General features: G+C 44.7%; 10 protein-coding genes. 1 reads left to right on the top strand and 9 read right to left on the bottom strand.

Annotated elements, in window-relative coordinates; genetic code table 11:
• Nucleotides 1-204: 204 nt before the first annotated feature.
• From gltB to pilM, 9 genes are all read right to left on the bottom strand, one after another.
• A complete protein-coding gene (gene gltB / locus AOT82_RS10485; protein ID WP_071002935.1) occupies nucleotides 205-4,668 on the bottom strand; it encodes a glutamate synthase large subunit in 4,464 nt (1,487 codons plus the stop codon).
• A gap of 881 nt (nucleotides 4,669-5,549) precedes the next feature.
• Nucleotides 5,550-6,689: a hypothetical protein gene (locus AOT82_RS10480; RefSeq protein ID WP_071002934.1), complete on the bottom strand. Its 1,140-nt coding sequence runs from the start codon at nucleotides 6,687-6,689 to the stop codon at nucleotides 5,550-5,552.
• A gap of 135 nt (nucleotides 6,690-6,824) precedes the next feature.
• Nucleotides 6,825-7,934 (bottom strand): 3-dehydroquinate synthase, encoded by a 1,110-nt coding sequence (aroB, locus tag AOT82_RS10475; RefSeq protein ID WP_071002933.1) that lies wholly within the window; start codon nucleotides 7,932-7,934, stop codon nucleotides 6,825-6,827.
• Between the two features lie 78 nt (nucleotides 7,935-8,012).
• Nucleotides 8,013-8,573 carry a shikimate kinase AroK gene (gene aroK, locus AOT82_RS10470; protein ID WP_071002932.1) on the bottom strand — a complete coding sequence of 187 codons (561 nt, stop codon included), beginning with the start codon at nucleotides 8,571-8,573 and terminating at the stop codon, nucleotides 8,013-8,015.
• Nucleotides 8,574-8,778: 205 nt separating this feature from the next.
• Nucleotides 8,779-11,148, bottom strand: coding sequence for a type IV pilus secretin PilQ (pilQ, locus tag AOT82_RS10465; protein ID WP_071002931.1), 2,370 nt, complete (start codon nucleotides 11,146-11,148; stop codon nucleotides 8,779-8,781).
• A gap of 27 nt (nucleotides 11,149-11,175) precedes the next feature.
• Nucleotides 11,176-11,709, bottom strand: a complete 534-nt coding sequence (locus AOT82_RS10460; protein WP_058025948.1) for a pilus assembly protein PilP — start codon at nucleotides 11,707-11,709, stop codon at nucleotides 11,176-11,178.
• Nucleotides 11,709-12,443: a type 4a pilus biogenesis protein PilO gene (locus AOT82_RS10455; RefSeq protein WP_071002930.1), complete on the bottom strand. Its 735-nt coding sequence runs from the start codon at nucleotides 12,441-12,443 to the stop codon at nucleotides 11,709-11,711. The genes AOT82_RS10460 and AOT82_RS10455 overlap by 1 nt, the downstream gene beginning before the upstream one ends.
• Nucleotides 12,440-13,090, bottom strand: coding sequence for a PilN domain-containing protein (locus AOT82_RS10450; RefSeq protein WP_071002929.1), 651 nt, complete (start codon nucleotides 13,088-13,090; stop codon nucleotides 12,440-12,442). The genes AOT82_RS10455 and AOT82_RS10450 overlap by 4 nt, the downstream gene beginning before the upstream one ends.
• Entirely contained in the window at nucleotides 13,090-14,145 is a 1,056-nt protein-coding gene (gene pilM, locus AOT82_RS10445) for a type IV pilus assembly protein PilM (RefSeq protein WP_071002928.1), read from the bottom strand. Before pilM ends, AOT82_RS10450 begins: the two co-directional genes overlap by 1 nt.
• A 192-nt stretch (nucleotides 14,146-14,337) precedes the next feature.
• Here pilM and AOT82_RS10440 point away from each other — a divergent pair, with 192 nt between their 5' ends.
• Nucleotides 14,338-16,983, top strand: coding sequence for a penicillin-binding protein 1A (locus tag AOT82_RS10440; RefSeq protein ID WP_071002927.1), 2,646 nt, complete (start codon nucleotides 14,338-14,340; stop codon nucleotides 16,981-16,983).
• The last annotated feature ends 84 nt before the right edge of the window (nucleotides 16,984-17,067 follow it).

The following is a 17,067-nucleotide window of genomic DNA, read 5'->3' as shown; positions in this document are numbered from 1 at the left end:
TTGCAGTGGGTGGCGACAGTCATGCGATGTGTTGTTTGTCTAAAATCTAAGACATATATCACTGCTGTCACGTACCTGCTGAAAACCTGTGAGTTAAAACGTCTCTAAAAACGGAACGCTGGCTACCCTAATTAAAGTCATTGTCGATTCCTCAATACGATCTCTTAAGACAATCGATTGACACGACCGACAATGACAAATCGGCTATTGTGGGTCGGCCATGGTAGTTTTAAGAAGACTTGCAATGTTCGCCGCTTTTGGCTTCACCAAATAGAATTTACGAACATAGTGCTCAAAGTCGTCCAATATCGTCTGACCCCACGCACTGCCTGTTTTATCTACATGAGCTTCAATCACTTGTTGTAAGTGAATGCGATGCTCTTCTGTTTGCTCGCTTGAGATACGGTTGAGATCGATCAGTTCATGATTGCAGCGATCAAAGAAGTCACCTTCCATGTCGAGTACATAAGCAAAACCACCCGTCATACCAGCGCCGAAGTTGAGCCCAGTACGGCCAAGAATCGTGACGTTACCGCCCGTCATATATTCACAGCAATGGTCACCTGTACCCTCGATGACTGCATGCGCACCAGAGTTACGGACGCCAAAACGCTCACCTGCGGTCCCAGCAGCATATAACTTACCGCCCGTTGCACCATATAGACAAGTATTACCGATGATGGCGGTTTCTTGTGCGGTAAAGTTTGAGTCTTTAGGTGGATAAATGACAATCTCACCGCCAGCCATGCCTTTACCCACATAGTCATTGGCATCGCCTTCAAGCTCGATATTTAAGCCGCCAGCATTCCACACGCCTAAACTTTGCCCTGCAGTACCTGTCAGGCGAAGCTTGATCGGCATATCGCTCATGCCAAGGTTGCCCCATACTTGCGCAATCTCACCAGAGATACGAGCACCAATAGAGCGGTCACAGTTGCCAACGAAATAGCTATAATCGCCGCCTGAGCCTTGGCGAATATTAACGAGCATATCGCGAATCATCTGCTCAGCGAGCAAGCCTTTATCAAACGGCTCGTTACGCTCCACCTGACACGTTTGAGCTTTGCCCACACTGGCTGGGTGACTAAATAGCAATGGCGTTAAATCAAGATGACGCTGCTTGTCCGTATTACCTTCTAAGATATCTAGCAAGTCAGTACGACCGACCAGCTCTTCCATACTACGAACACCTAGCGCTGCTAACCATTCACGTGTTTCAGTCGCCACAAATTTAAAGAAGTTAATCAGCATTTCTGCTTCGCCAATGAAATGCTCATCGCGTAGCTTGGCTTTTTGGGTAGCAACCCCTGTTGGACAATTATTTAAATGACAGATACGAAGGTACTTACAACCAACCGCAATCATCGGCGTAGTACCAAAGCCAAAGCTCTCTGCACCAAGAATGGCAGCCTTGACGACATCCAGTCCTGTTTTTAAACCACCATCGGTCTGAACACGTACCTTATCACGTAATCCATTCACTCGTAGAGACTGATGGGTTTCAGCCAGACCTAGCTCCCATGGCGAGCCTGCATGATGGATAGACGATAGCGGAGATGCTGCTGTACCACCATCATAACCTGAGATCGTAATCAAATCGGCATAGGCTTTTGCAACGCCTGTCGCGATCGTACCAACACCCGGACGCGACACCAATTTAACCGATACCAATGCATCTGGATTGACTTGCTTCAAATCAAAAATCAGCTGCGCCAAATCTTCGATAGAGTAAATATCGTGATGCGGCGGCGGTGAAATCAAGGTCACGCCTGGCACCGAATAACGCAAGCGCGCAATCAGCGCATTCACTTTACCACCAGGTAGCTGACCACCCTCGCCCGGTTTTGCGCCTTGAGCGACCTTAATCTGCATGACTTCTGCTGAGCGCAGATATGCAGGTGTCACGCCGAAACGACCAGAGGCCACTTGCTTGATCTTTGAGTTACGCAACGTGCCATAACGCGCAGGATCTTCACCGCCCTCACCAGAGTTTGAACGTCCACCGATAGTATTCATCGCCATCGCAATTGACTCATGCGCCTCAGGAGACAGCGCACCTAGTGACATGCCTGCTGAGTCAAAACGCGTCAAAATCTCAGAGATATCCTCAACATCATCGACATCGATACTGTTGTCAGTCTTTAATTGCAACAAGTCACGTAAGGTCGCCACTGGGCGGCTATTGACTAGATTGGCATAATTCTGATAATTCTCATAATCGCCCGTACGTACTGCCGTATGCAGGCTGTTGATCACGTCAGGGTTAAAGGCATGGTACTCTTTATTGAAGACAAATTTGAGCAAACCGCCCTGATCTAGTGGCGCACGACGCTTAAATGCGTTGGCAGCCAGTTGCGCTTGGTCAGCGGCAAGATCTGCAAAGGTAGCGCCTTTGATACGGCTTTGTACGCCTTTAAAACATAGGCTCACGACCTCTTCAGACAGACCAACTGCTTCAAACAGCTGCGCACCGCGATACGACACAATGGTAGAGATACCCATTTTTGATAAGATTTTTAGCAAACCTTTATCCAAGCCTTTGCGGAAATTAACGCGAGCTTGAATCGGATCACCAAGCAACTCACCAGTCGCCACCAAGTCATCGATGACATCATATGCCAGATATGGATACACACAAGTTGCACCAAACCCGATCAATACCGCGACTTGATGCGAATCGCGTGCAAGACCTGTCTCAATCACCAAGTTAGCATCGGTACGGATACCTTCTGCAATCAGATAATGATGTACGGCTCCTGTGACCATGATGGCATTGGCAGGTACTTTTTCTGCATCGATCTCTTTATCAGACAGTACGATCAAGGTATTGCCCGAACGGATTTTATCTGCCACTTCTTCGCAAATAGCAACGATAGCATCAGATAACTCTAAAGTACGGTCATAGTTCAGATCGATACGAGCCATCTTGAATGCTGGATCATCCAAGGTTTCAAGCTGCTGCATCTTGCTGGCTGACAAGACTGGTGATGACAAAATAATACGGTGAGCATCTCTTGCTGATGGCGCAAACACATTAGTCTCAGCACCTAGGCAAGTTTGTAGTGACATCACGATTGATTCACGTAATGGATCAATTGGCGGGTTGGTCACCTGTGCAAATTGCTGCCGGAAAAAATCACCCACATGACGTATCTGCTGCGATAGTACAGCCATCGGCGTATCATCACCCATAGAGCCGACGGGCTCTTGGCCGTTTTCAGCATTAGGACGAATAATCTCTGTACGCTCTTCATTGGTGATGTGATACATCTTTTGTAAAGCTTTTAGCTTATCGCCACGGCACGCTTGCGCTGCTAAGGTTTCTTCTAAGCGCTCATCATCACGGACACGTGTCGCTTCTTCACGCAGCCACTTTCGATACGGATGCGCATTTTTCAGCAACGTTGCAACAGCAGTCGTATCCATCACTTGACCTGTCAACGTATCAATAACCAGCATTTGACCTGGGCCGACACGACCTTTTGCCAACACATCTTGTGGTGAGTAGTCCCAAACACCAACCTCTGATGCAACCGTGATATAACCGTTCTTGGTGGTCACCCAACGTGACGGACGCAGACCGTTTCTATCGAGCATACAGACAGCATAGCGTCCATCTTGGATCACAAGCCCTGCAGGACCATCCCACGCTTCCATATGCTGCGAGTAAAACTCATAAAACGCTCGCAAATCCATATCCATGCTATCGACGTTCTGCCACGCTGGTGGCACCAAAATCGACATCGCATGGAACAAATTCATACCACCAGACATTAGCACTTCAAGCATGTTATCTAGGCTTGATGAGTCAGAACCTGTACTGTTTACAAGCGGCGTCAATTCATTCAAGTTCGGCAGTTTGTCTGATTTGAGCTTTGGCGTGCGTGCTTTAGACCAGTTGCGGTTACCTGTAATGGTATTCAATTCACCATTATGAGCCAGATAACGGAACGGCTGTGCCAATGGCCAACGCGGCAAAGTATTGGTGGAGAAACGCTGATGGAAAACCACGATATGTGACGCCAAGCGCTCGTCTTGAAGATCCAAGAAAAATGCTGGCAGGTCTGATGGCATGACCAGACCTTTATAAATAATGGTCTGGCAGCTTAATGAACATACATAAAACAGCTCGTCATCTGTCAGGCGCTGCTCTGCTTTTTTGCGTGCAACAAACAGCTTACGGTTGAAATCTTCAGCAGCCAAGTCATCTGGCGCATTGACAAATACCTGCTTAAAATCTGGTAATGTCTCACGGCCGATCTCACCCACAATACTCAAATCAAGTGGCACATCACGCCAGCCAGCGACTTCTAATCCTTGAGCGGTAATCTCATCGCTCAATACTTGCTGGCTATGCTTGGCTTTACCATCATCCAAATTGACGAACACCATACCAACAGCAAAGTTGTCTGTGATTGCGAATTGCTGCTCATCAGCGATCTGTTTAAAGAAGTCGGTAGGCGTCGCTAATAGTAGACCGCAACCATCACCAGTTCTACCATCTGCCGCCACACCACCACGATGTGTCATGCAACTTAAACTATGAATGGCGGTTTTTACCAAATTATGGCTGGCTTCACCCTTAATATGAGCAATTAGACCAAAACCGCAATTATCAGAAAAATCATCTGGCGTGGCCAGGTGTGTTTGCGAGGAAATCATTGACATAGCTTGTCCTTTTAAGTAGACGGGCAACTTACATCTCCAATGCGGAGCATAAGCTGGTACCCGTAAGCAGAACGGGCTGATAGTGGATATTCGGATAGTTGAATTAGTAAATGGTGCGAGGCTCAATCAACATCATGCTATAAAAGCAAGTAACCCTTTGACCCTCTTAGTCATTAAGTAATGTCGTGACATATGCGTCATATATTAAAGACAGTGAATGGCAGCCCTTTGAAACAGAGTAATTTATACCCCCAAATGCCAATTGCCCAATCAGTAATACGTTATGTCGTTCGTTTAAGCATCGTGTGTTATGTCGTTATATCTAGCAATGAGAGCTGGACATCCAACCATTTAATAATCGTGCATGTGGTTCGTCTTGAATATCTGACGCTCTGTATTCAAGCGCCTTATTCACTCTAAAAAGAGTGACAATAAGAGAGGTTGCGTCACTTACAATGATCTTGATGTCGGTTATAAGTAGCCGCGCTTGAGACAACAAATTTCAGTAATAAACTCTATAAATGATAGATCTATCACTAAATGCTTGTTTAACAATAGTTTTTTACGATAACTATACAGAACGTCGCCCACAGTTATATTAGTTAATGATTCACAAAAAATCTAGTCTTTTCTATCGATTCATCAGCCATAATTTGTATATGGTCTCATTACTATTGGTTATAGGACGATTAAAAACCTATTAGAAATATAATATAAAGCGCCTATGTTAGGGTTACCTGAGGCAATGGATGATATCTGTCTACCTTGAATACTTTGCCCCAAAATAGCGACAGTAGCCACTAATATATTAAAAAAACGAAGTATAAAAAAACCCCACTAACCAATTAGCTAGTGGGGTTTTCAATAACAGAAAATGCGTATCAGTTGCTTTTGTCCTCTATTAACGACTTGATACTGTCACTATTATTTTTAGGCGCATTATTATTTTTAGGCGCATTATTATTTTTAGGTGCATTATTATTTTTAGGTGCATTTGCATTACTATTTGCCCCATTGTTGCTCGTATTGGGCGGTTTTGGCGCAGGTACAGCGGGTGGTTTTTTAGCGGTGCTATTATCTGCACCTGCTGTTGACGGCTTTTTATTTTCCTGCTTGGAGTTATTGGTATTACTTTGCGTTTGACTTGATGCCTCATCAGTTGATTGTGGCTCATTACCAACTGTGCGCTCTTCTGTGACAGATAATGTTTCAGAGGTATCTGCAGATTGACGGATGCTTTCTACTGGGGCGCTATCGTTAGAGGAACGTTGACTATCGCGACTCGTATTAGTGTTAGCGGCTTCTTGCTCATTAGCCGTATTGTTGACTGCTTGCGCTTGCTGACGTACTGGTATTTCACGCTTAGTCGGTTTTAGATTGACAGCGCGCGTGCGCTTCGTACTTAAGTCTTTTACTGGATCAGGACGCTCGTAGTTATCGATAATACTTACGTATCGATTGATTTCCTCCGGTAGCACACGTACATTGGCAGGCAGTTTAAAATCTGTGAGCTTTGTTGCCCCAACGGCCTCCTGTGGACTACTCATGATTCCGTAAGTCAGCATATAACGGACTTGATTTTCACTATCAAGATAGCGGAAATAAGCGAACTTATCACGATCTTCACGGCCTTCTAAATAGCTGACAATCACGTCATTTTCAGCGACATTCATCACCTGCACGGTCCACTTACCCTTGTTGGCAAGTAGATAGCGCTTGTCTTTAAACTCGTCAGGATAATTACGCAAGTCACGGACAGTCGTATCAAAACTAATCGGCTGTACATCGGTATCCAGCTCGTGAAGCGACTCGATTTTTAATGGTTGCTCAAACTCATCAGCCAACATTTGCGGTGCTGATACTGGTTCGTTTTCAATTTTGGCACCCATCGCTGGCGTTTGGCTTAGCATCCAGACTAACGCTGTCACAACACCTAATAGTAACGTCGCGACTAGCCAGATCAGGGCTTGACGACTGTATGATTGGCCAGCGGTACGCGTCTTCGATTTTGATGCTGCCATAGGAATATCCTTGGTAAAAACATATTTAAGAGCATTACACCAATGCTCATTCAAATAGAAGTGCAGTTAGTGCAGCCTATGAATCTGCTGTACATATCAAGTTTTAGTACGAATACTCACTAAAATTTTGATACATTATGCGCTGTGTTGTGACAATACTTCGAGCAACAGATCGTTATCGAAGTCATTGGTCACTACTGCACTCCCTATTGATTTTAACAAAATCAGCCGGATTTGTCCGTGTTTCACTTTTTTATCGTGTCCCATCAAGTCCAGAGCAGTTTGTACATCAATGGCAGGCGGTTTGGTTGGCAGGTTACCTAGCATCAAAACACGCTCAATGCGCTCAACCTCATCAAGGGTCAACCAACCAATTTTTTGGGACAGTTCAGCTGCTTGCATCATGCCCGCCGCTACCGCCTCACCATGCAACCAATTGCCGTAACCTTGATGGGTTTCGATCACATGACCAAACGTATGCCCAAAGTTCAACAGGGCACGCACACCTGACTCTCTTTCATCTTGAGCGACCACATCTGCTTTGTATTGACAGCAGCGCTTCACGGCTTCGCCAAGTACTGCCAGATCCAACGCCATCATTGCAGTTAAATTCTCTTCAAGCCATGTCAGGAATGCTTCATCCATGATAAGCGCATACTTGATAATTTCAGCAACTCCTGCTGACAGCTCACGTGCAGGCAACGTTTTGAGCGTACTCATATCAGCGAGCACCATTTGCGGCTGCCAGAATGCGCCAATCATATTTTTGCCTTGCGCATGATTGATGCCCGTTTTGCCGCCAACGCTAGAATCGACTTGCGATAATAAGGTCGTTGGAATTTGGATAAAGTTGACCCCGCGCATAAAACTTGCCGCAGCAAAACCTGTCATATCACCCACCACGCCGCCACCAAGTGCGATAAGCGTGACATCACGATTGAAATGCTCTGCCATTAGTGCATCATATATTTGGTCAATGCTTGTCTGGTTCTTATATTGCTCACCATCTGGTAACACGCAAACTTTTACCGTAAACTGCTCTGCTAGCTCGCCTTCTAAAGCTTGCAAGTATAGAGGTGCCACGGTATCGTTAGTCACGATCAATACTTGGCAACCCTTAATATAAGGTGCGACTTGCTTTGCCATACTGCTATCTTTTGACGTCGCATCTTCAGTAATAATGATTGGATAATCATGACTTTGCGTACGAACTGTTAAGCTATCATGAAACAGTGACGTTGCCATGAGACACTCCTTAAGCATTTATAATTGGGTAAAAGTAGCTGAGTATACCTACCTATCATATCAATAGATAATATCGGTCTACTCTTTATTGTCTTTTGGTGTTGTGTCATTACAATCAAAAAATGCGTTCAGCTGCTGCATTAATTGGCTGACCATATGACGCGGATAAGTGTGACCAGTGGGCATAATAATATGCGCGACCTGACGATATAATGGATCGCGAATACTATATAGATCTTGCAGTATTTTTCTAGGATTAGGCTGTTGTAAAAGAGGCCGTGACTTGTCTTTAGAAGTGCGGGCCATTTGCACATCGACTGGGGCATTGAGATAAACCACGATGCCACGCTGTCTTAAGAACTCTCGGTTTTCAGCAGCCAATACTGCGCCACCGCCAGTTGCCAATACAATTTGAGGGGCTTGAGTCAGCTCATCAATGGCACGCGTTTCACGCTCACGAAAACCCGCTTCACCTTCTTTGGCGAATATCCAAGCAATGTCAGCACCGGTTTGCGATTCGATATACCAATCACTATCTACAAAAGTGCGACCTAACTGCTTGGCCAGTAACTTACCGATCGTCGTCTTCCCCGCTCCCATCGGACCCACTAAAAACACCGACGGCAATTCCTGCACCATAATACTCACTCAGCTAAATTAGCTATCATACAACGTCATTGATATTCTGGCTAGTAATGCGCTGTGATTATTGTTAGTAATATTTAGAGCTTATCGTCCATTAATCCATGCATATAGCTCGCAATATTAAAGAGGCTAAGTTTACGCACAAAAAAAAGTAAGCACTAAGGCTTACTTTTTTAGTGAATAATCAACAAATTTATGATTAATTCAAGCGACTTGTGCCATCATTGATCAATTTTGGTGTGACAAATATCAACAGCTCTTCCTTATTGTTATTGCGCACATCTTTACGGAATGCACGGCCAATGTATGGTAAATCGCCTAAAAACGGCACTTTGTCCACATTGTTGTTAGTGCGGTTTCTAAAGACCCCACCCAATACCACCGTTTGACCATCTTCAACGATCACATTGGTTGAGATAGAATCTTCATTGATAGCAACGATACCATTGGTAAATAATGGTGTACCATTGGTGATAAGTAATTGTAGACCAATTTTGCCATCAGGGGTAATATTTGGCGTCGCCTCTAAACTCAGTGCCGCTTCTCTAAAACTGGTTGTAGTTGCGCCGCTCGCTGAGGCTTCCTGATAAGGAATCTGGGTACCAGAAGAAACTTTTGCGGTTTGCTTGTCGGCCGTCAAAACTTTCGGGGTTGAGATGACTTCACCGCGATTGTCCGCTTGCAATGCTGATAGTTCAAGATCAAGCATCACATCAGATAAACTTAATAGGCCAAAAGCGATACTACCGGCTGGATTATCCACCCCTAAATCAACGTTTAAGTTATCAGGACGGCTGATGTCATATGAAGGATAAGAAACCGTTTGTCCATTGACAGTCGTGGTCTCTATATCAAAATCTTTAAGATCTGCTAGTGTCTGGTTGCTACCACCAACCAACAAGCTACGATTATTGGCTGCACCATTTGATAAGATTCCCCAGCGAACCCCAATCTCTTTACTAAAGCTGTCAGTGGCACTAACGATACGCGCTTCAATCATAACCTGACGCACAGGGATGTCAATCTTGCTAATTAAGGTACGAATATTTTCAATGCTATTTGCCACATCTTTGACAATCAAGGTATTGGTACGCTCATCAATTGTTACCGTACCACGATCCGACAACAACGTATTATTGTCATTTCCACGATTTGTAAGTCCGCTCGTGCCCCCTATACCGCTACTACCAGATGAGCCACTTCCTTGAGAAATCAAAGTCAGGACATCTTGTGCTTTTGCATAGCTCAAACGAATATATTCAGTACGTAATGGCGCATAAGATTGAACAGCTTGCTGCGCTTCAAGCTCACGTGCTTCTTGCTCAGCAAGTTCAGTAGAAGGCGCAACCAAAATCACATTACCATTTTCGCGCTTGCCTAGATTTTTACTTTTTAGAATAATATCGAGTGCTTGATCCCAAGGCACGTTGATCAAACGCAAGGTGATGTTACCAGCGACTGAATCACTCGCAACGATATTCATCTCGGTAAACTGCGCTAAAATATCTAACACGCTGCGAATTTCAACGTCTTGGAATTCCATGGACAGTGGCTCGCCGCTGTATACTCTCTCCTCAAGTGTCGGCTCACGTAGCAGCTCAGGCTTGCTAATACTAATATTTAACTGATTGCCTGACTGATAAGCTTGATACTCGTAATCATCAAACATATTAATAGTGATGACACCATTTTGTCCTTGGTTTTTAGTATCGATGCTACTCACCAGACCACTATTAATATTTAATCGACGTAGCAAGTTTCTTGGGACCGTACTGCCTGTTAAACGTACGACAAGCTTATTACCTTGGCGTTGTACATCTACCGGAATGGCTTCGTTGGCAAGTACCATGCTGACGTTACCGCCACCATCATTACCTGCCGAAAAATTGACCGCACTGAGACCATCATAGCTGTATTGCTTACTTACTTGTGCCGAAGCAAGTTGCGGGTTCAACAGTGGATTAACTCTGACTACCATCGTATCGGCTGGTACTTCGTTTTCTACCACGACGGTATTATTTGTACTGACAGCTGCAACGGGAACCGTGCTGGTCTCAACGATTGGCGTGACGACTGCAGTGGTGGTGATGCCGCTAGAGTTATTAAGGACATCTTGTACAGGGTCACTAGTAATCACTGGACGATCAGGATCTGTAATGGTCAGTAGTAGCTCGTTACCCTCAATCGCTGTTGTATAATTGCCTGATTGCTTGAGGCCAACGATAAGACGCGTCGTACTGTCGCTACTCAACGTGGTGACATCATTGACCATACCGATATTGTATTCGTTGAAACGACTGGCAAGACCGTTTTGTACTTGTTCAAAGTCTAATACCAAGCGGCTAGGATCATCAAGCTCGTAGGCTGCAGGCAATACTGGTAAACCTGTGAACCCCAAACGCATTTGTGTCACTGCTGGTGCAGTTTGCACTACAGACACATTATTGATGCGCTGTGCAGCGTGGGCGCTACTACTTACTGCCACCATGCTGACTGCCAGTGCTGAAATGGCAAAAGCAGAAGAAACGCGGTTGCTCATCATCATTACCTTGTTATTGCGTACTGTCATTATTTATTCCTCAAAAAATCTGCCGACTTAGCTTATAGGGGATACCAGCGACTGGGGTTTTTCAATAAACCCAGCGCGGCTGTCTGGCACAATTTCAATCAAATTGATCTGGGTCGGCGTGATTTCAACAATACGGCCGTCATTCAATCCAAGATAATCACCTACCTTCACACTAGCAACTGAACCATCAGGACGTTGTACCAATGCGTATCGCTGACCTTCAGGCGACACTACTACGCCTCGAAAAACCAGTTGCGATAACTCGTATTGTTCAAGTGGTTCTTTTACACGTGTAATATCTGGGCGCACGCCATCAATAGAAGTGGTAGGACCCTCTACATTCACCAAGCTCGGTGGTAAAAACGGGCTGCGCTGTGAGCTTGCACTATAGACGAAGTCTTCTACTAGTTCAGCTTTGGGTGGTGGTTCGATAGGCTGCGCTGGCTGGTTACGGATGTCAGTCATCGCTTGCTCTGCCATACCGATACGATCCGTACAGCCAGTCATCGCTAGCACTGAGATACTTAAAGTCAACAGCATGGGTAGTTTTTGCATACTCATTAGTTACCTCCTGCATTTGCATCAGTAGCGGCGGCATCACCTGCAGGAGCCGTTTCATCTTCAGGAGTCGCTTCTTTTGAACGATAGGTTTTGGTTTGCAAGACTAGATTAAGCTCAGGTAAAACATCTAAGCTCGGTTGTGGGTTACTCACCTCAAAATCGTGCATGGTGATGATACGAGGCAGTGCTGCAAGGCCACTAATAAAACTACCAAACTGATGATATTCACCTAAAGCAGCAATGCGAATCGGTTGCTCAATGAAAAATTCATTTTCAATCTCAGGTTCGACAGAGATGTCTTGAAAACGAATATTACTACCGACACCTGTCATATTGATACCTTCTACCAGCTCTGACACACGCGTGTCTTTTGGCAACTGGTCTAATAAGGTATTAAACTCCGTTTCCATCTGAACGACCTGTGCTTGATAGGCTTGTAGGTGACGCGCGCGCGATTCTTTTTCACGATAGCTTTCAAGCAAGGTCTGTTGCTGACTTTCAGCAGCATTGATCTCATCGATTTTACTACTAATCGGTAGCGCCCATGATAGGGCCGCTATAAAGGTAATAATAAGACCGATCACCGTCACCTTCACTGGTAACGGCCAGCTGCCATAGTTTTCAGAGTCTAGTGACTCAAAACTGCGACGAAATTCATTAAGATCAAACTGCTTCTTTGGTTTTGAAGCAATTTTTTTGGTCTTGATCAGGCTTTTTTTACGGACAAGTTTCATAACTCCCCTCCCACACCATCTTCCGCAGGGACAGGCGTTTCTGATTGTACTTTAGTCGTCACTACGAACTGTACATAACTGTCTTCAGGATAGACTGGACGCGGTGTCTCACCAGCCGTAGTGACGGTATTATTTAGTACAGGGGCCGCTTCATAAGCGCTAATGTTCTGTTGAATATTGCTAACTGCTGAGTTACCCATCCATTTACTGCTGTCCAAATTACGTATCAGGCTAGATACAATGTTTGGGTTATCAGCCAGACCAGTCAATGTTAATACATCGCCTTCGCGTTTGAGATTGGTTAGATAAAGCGCTGGTGGAATCGCTCTTGCCAGATCATCCCACAAACGTACTGGTACAGGACGCCGACCTTGCAAGTCTTGAATGACCTGCATACGTGAGATAATATCTTCACGGCGCTGCTCTAAACTGTCAATCTCAGTCAATGCGGTGTCTAAGCGTGCATTTTCTTGTTCAATCAAAGCATTAGCATCAAGCTGTTCATCAAGCTCATTGTTAAAATAGCTCCATGAAGCAAAGGCCGCCAATAAGGTGAGCAAAGTCACCGCAACGATCAGAGTCATAAACTCTTTGTTACGACGCTCGCGCTCCTCTTGTCGCCAAGGTAAAAGGTTAATACGAGCCATTAGTCAAAGCTCCTTAACGCAAGACCGCATGCAGCCATTAATCCTGGCGCGTCAATGGTCAATTGCTCATTATCGATATTAGGCGCAATGGTCATATTGGTAAACGGATTGGCAACACTAACGCTTACACCGAGTTTTTGTTGTGCCATCCCAGCAAGACCTGCAATGGAGCTACTACCACCCGCAAGTACCACGTGGTCAATACTACTATACTGACTTGAGGAGAAGTAAAATTGTAAGGAACGAGTGATTTGCTGAATGGTATTTTCTATAAAAGGGGTCAAAACTTCAGGATAGTAGTCATCAGGCAATGTGCGCTCACGTTTGCTCAGCGTTGCCTCTTCAGCTGACAACCCATACCGGTTTTGAATCGCTTCTGTTAACTGAACACCGCCAAACAATTGCTCGCGACTATAAATAAACTCACCATTCTTTGCGATATATAAAGTGGTTTGATTATGGCCGATATCAACCAAAGCGACCAGTTCTGGCATATTTGGCAGATTGTCTGCCATCAGTCCAAAAGCGCGCTCTATTGCATGTGACTCGATATCCATAACCTTGGTTTGCATACCACCAAAGGCCAACGCATCAACACGCTGATCAACGTTTTCTGAGCGAGAGGCCGCAAGCAGTACTTGTACCATATCCTCACTCACTAAAGATGGACCTAGCACCTCAAAATCTAAATTGACATCTTCTAATGGATAAGGCACATATTGATCAGCATCCAAACGTATTTGTGCTTCACGCTCAACATCGCTTAGCATCATATCCATATCAATAATTTTGGTGATGACGGCAGATCCTGATACGGCGGTTGCAGCATTACTGCCCGCAACTTGGCAACGTCTTGCTAGACTCGCTATAATGTTGCCAACCGCCTCTGTATCAACTAGGAGTTTGTCGACGACTACACCTTCTGGTAGTCTCTCAATACCGTAAGATTTTAGGTGGAACATGCCTTGTTGACGCTGTATGTCCACTATTTTTACTGAAGTGGCACAAATATCCACACCAATCAAATGTCGACTTTTTGAAGTAAATAGCCTCACAAACTCTATACCTTATATTAAGTGTACAATCTGATAGTTATTTGTAATAATTGAATACAATACTTTACTTAATTGGTAGATTCAAGCGTTTAAAAATATATTAAGGCCTACTTACACATTTATTATGACCTGTTGATTTTGTTCAAGGTATAATACCTTATCCGCTACAAATTCTAATGAATAAGTCTTATTATGGCCAAAAAAAATGCTACCGCTCGTCTCATTCATTTCTTGGTGGGACTTTTCGTCGCTTGCCTAGCATTGGCAGTTATCTTAGCGCTTGCTGTACCTATTGGTTTTTATGGGATGGCGATGTATTTATCGCCAACTTTGCCAAGTATTCAAGAGATAAAAACTGCCAATTTAGAAATGCCATTGCAGATTTATAGTAGCGATGACAAATTAATCGGCCAATACGGCAATCGTTTATCGTTACCAGTCACATTTGATGAAATTCCTGAAGATTTGACTCACGCTTTTTTAGCGGCAGAAGATGCTTCTTTCTTTCAGCATAGTGGCATCAGTATCAAAGGTCTTGGGCGTGCGGTCACTGAAGTGGTGACTGATGATGACAGTCAGACTGGTGGCTCAACTATTACAATGCAGGTCGCCAAAAATTATTTTTTAAGTCCTGAGCGTACTCTAAACCGCAAACTGACGGAATTATTTTTAGCACGTAAAATCGAAGACGAGCTGAGTAAAAACGATATTTTGACTTTATATGTCAATAAGATTTATTTGGGCGAAGGCGCTTATGGTATCCGCGCCGCTGCCAAAAAATACTACAGTAAATCACTAGATAATCTTACTATTGCTGAAATGGCAATGCTTGCCGGTTTACCAAAAGCCCCTTCTAAATATAATCCTGTTGCCAATCCTAGCCGCGCGTTGACTCGGCGTAACTGGATTATTGGCCGTATGCATGAGCTTGGTTATATCACCAAAGCTCAGCATGATGAGGCCGTTAACTCCCCCGTTGGCATTAAGCTATATCAAGAAAAACTCGACGTTAATATGCCCTATTTGGCAGAAATGACACGTGCAACCTTAGTTGAACGCTATGGTGAGCAAGTCATGCACAGTGGTTGGCGCGTTCGTCTCACGGTCGATAGCAAGGCACAAACGGCGGCAGAGGCTGCCATATTAACTGGGCTGATTGCTTACGAGCATCGTCATGGCTGGCGCGGTGCAGAGGCAAATGACGAGCCTCTCGAAAACTTTCAGCGCTATAGCAATATGTCTCCTGCCAAAGTTACCAAGGTCAACTCTCGTAGTTTTGAAGCGATATTACAGTCTGGTGAAAGTGTAACGGTCAATTGGTCTGGCATGAGCTGGGCACGCAAATACATCTCTGCCAATCGTATCGGTTACTATCCTAATAATGCTGGCCAAATAGTGAGCAAAAACGATATTGTCCGCGTGATACCTACCGCAAATGGTAATTGGCAACTAGGGCAGATACCCAAAATACAAGGTAGTCTGGTTTCATTAAATCCAGAAACCGGCGCGGTTAATGCATTAGTAGGCGGTTTTGATTTCAAACACAGTAAGTTCAACCGAGCCTTACAAGGATGGCGCCAACCTGGTTCAACCATCAAACCATTGGTCTATACCGCCGCTTTGGAAAAAGGCTATCGCCCAGACAGTATTGTTTCAGATCGCCCTACTCAAGTAGGCGACTGGAAACCTAAAAACTCTGATGAACGCTTCTTAGGTGACATTACCTTACGTCGCGGTTTGTATTTATCGCGCAACTTGGTTTCTATCCGTCTCCTACAAGCCATTGGTATCTCTGATGCGCGCAACCTCTTAGATGAGTTCGGCCTAGACAAAGAAAAACTACCAACAACTTTATCGTTGGCTCTAGGGGCAGGACAAGCAACCCCATTGCAAATGGCAACGGCGTATTCAACCTTTGCTAATGGTGGTCACCGCGTACAACCTTACTTTATTGAGCAAATTTATAATTATAAAAACGAGTTATTATTTCAGGCCAATCCACTTCAGGCTTGCGCCTTATGCTTTAATGAGCAACTTGAAGCGGTTAATAAAAACCTGATAGAAGAATATAACAAATCATTAGAAGATAAAAACAGTACTACTGAAGAATTGGCTACCGAGAGCACAGAGCTAGAAAATAGTGAAAATGTAGAAGAAACGGATGAAGCAATCGATCTTACTGTCTATGACGCTGGTCCACAATCAGATCGCCTAAAAGCACCTGTCGTACAATACATAGCAGCCAAACAAGCACCAAGGATATTAAAGCCTAGAGTAGCATTTGAAATGGCAGATATTTTACGTGATGTGGTGCAACGTGGTACTGCAGTACGAGCAAAAGCCTTAGGCCGTGATGATATTGGCGGCAAAACCGGTACAACCAACGAAGCCAAAGACGCTTGGTTTGCAGGGTTTCATCCTACCAATGCAACGGTTGTATGGATGGGGTTTGATCAGCCAACATCTATGGGTCGCCGAGAGTATGGTGGTGTGGCTGCCCTGCCCATCTGGATGGACTTTATGAAAGCTCAGCTCAAAGACACGCCAAACCAATGGGTGTCTATCAATAACCGCTCAAAATCTAAAAAGCAGCAACAGCAAATTATAGAAATGACCGATGATGGTATTATAACTGATGATGACGACATCTCTGATAATAGCGCACCAGCAAAACCGGTCAAGACTCAAATTCAGCAGCGCAAACCGACAGTCGCCGAGCCCACTGCAGATACTAACAACTCAGCAGCTCAAGCAAACAATAGCCGTAGTAACGATAGCGTGCCGCAAAACCCTTTATCGGTTACGCCGGTCCAGCGTATGCCCCCGATGCCAGAATAATCTACTGGTATCTCTAGCTACCGATATAAAAAAAAGGCTTGTTCAGTCATCACTGAATAAGCCTTTTTTTGTAGATATTATATT

The sequence above is a fragment of the Psychrobacter sp. AntiMn-1 genome (assembly GCF_001854065.1).
GTDB classification, from domain to species: domain Bacteria; phylum Pseudomonadota; class Gammaproteobacteria; order Pseudomonadales; family Moraxellaceae; genus Psychrobacter; species Psychrobacter pacificensis.
The sequence above is the reverse complement of the archived record's forward strand: the minus strand, read 5'-3'. Positions and strand labels throughout refer to the sequence as shown.

What these genes read in the sequence shown, in the direction of transcription:
- AOT82_RS10440 (WP_071002927.1), top strand. Translation starts at nt 14,338, where the DNA reads ATGGCCAAAAAAAATGCTACCGCTCGTCTCATTCATTTCTTGGTGGGA.
- aroB (WP_071002933.1), bottom strand. Translation starts at nt 7,934, where the DNA reads ATGGCAACGTCACTGTTTCATGATAGCTTAACAGTTCGTACGCAAAGT.
- AOT82_RS10460 (WP_058025948.1), bottom strand. Translation starts at nt 11,709, where the DNA reads ATGAGTATGCAAAAACTACCCATGCTGTTGACTTTAAGTATCTCAGTG.
- aroK (WP_071002932.1), bottom strand. Translation starts at nt 8,573, where the DNA reads ATGGTGCAGGAATTGCCGTCGGTGTTTTTAGTGGGTCCGATGGGAGCG.
- pilQ (WP_071002931.1), bottom strand. Translation starts at nt 11,148, where the DNA reads ATGACAGTACGCAATAACAAGGTAATGATGATGAGCAACCGCGTTTCT.
- AOT82_RS10455 (WP_071002930.1), bottom strand. Translation starts at nt 12,443, where the DNA reads ATGAAACTTGTCCGTAAAAAAAGCCTGATCAAGACCAAAAAAATTGCT.
- AOT82_RS10450 (WP_071002929.1), bottom strand. Translation starts at nt 13,090, where the DNA reads ATGGCTCGTATTAACCTTTTACCTTGGCGACAAGAGGAGCGCGAGCGT.
- AOT82_RS10480 (WP_071002934.1), bottom strand. Translation starts at nt 6,689, where the DNA reads ATGGCAGCATCAAAATCGAAGACGCGTACCGCTGGCCAATCATACAGT.
- gltB (WP_071002935.1), bottom strand. Translation starts at nt 4,668, where the DNA reads ATGTCAATGATTTCCTCGCAAACACACCTGGCCACGCCAGATGATTTT.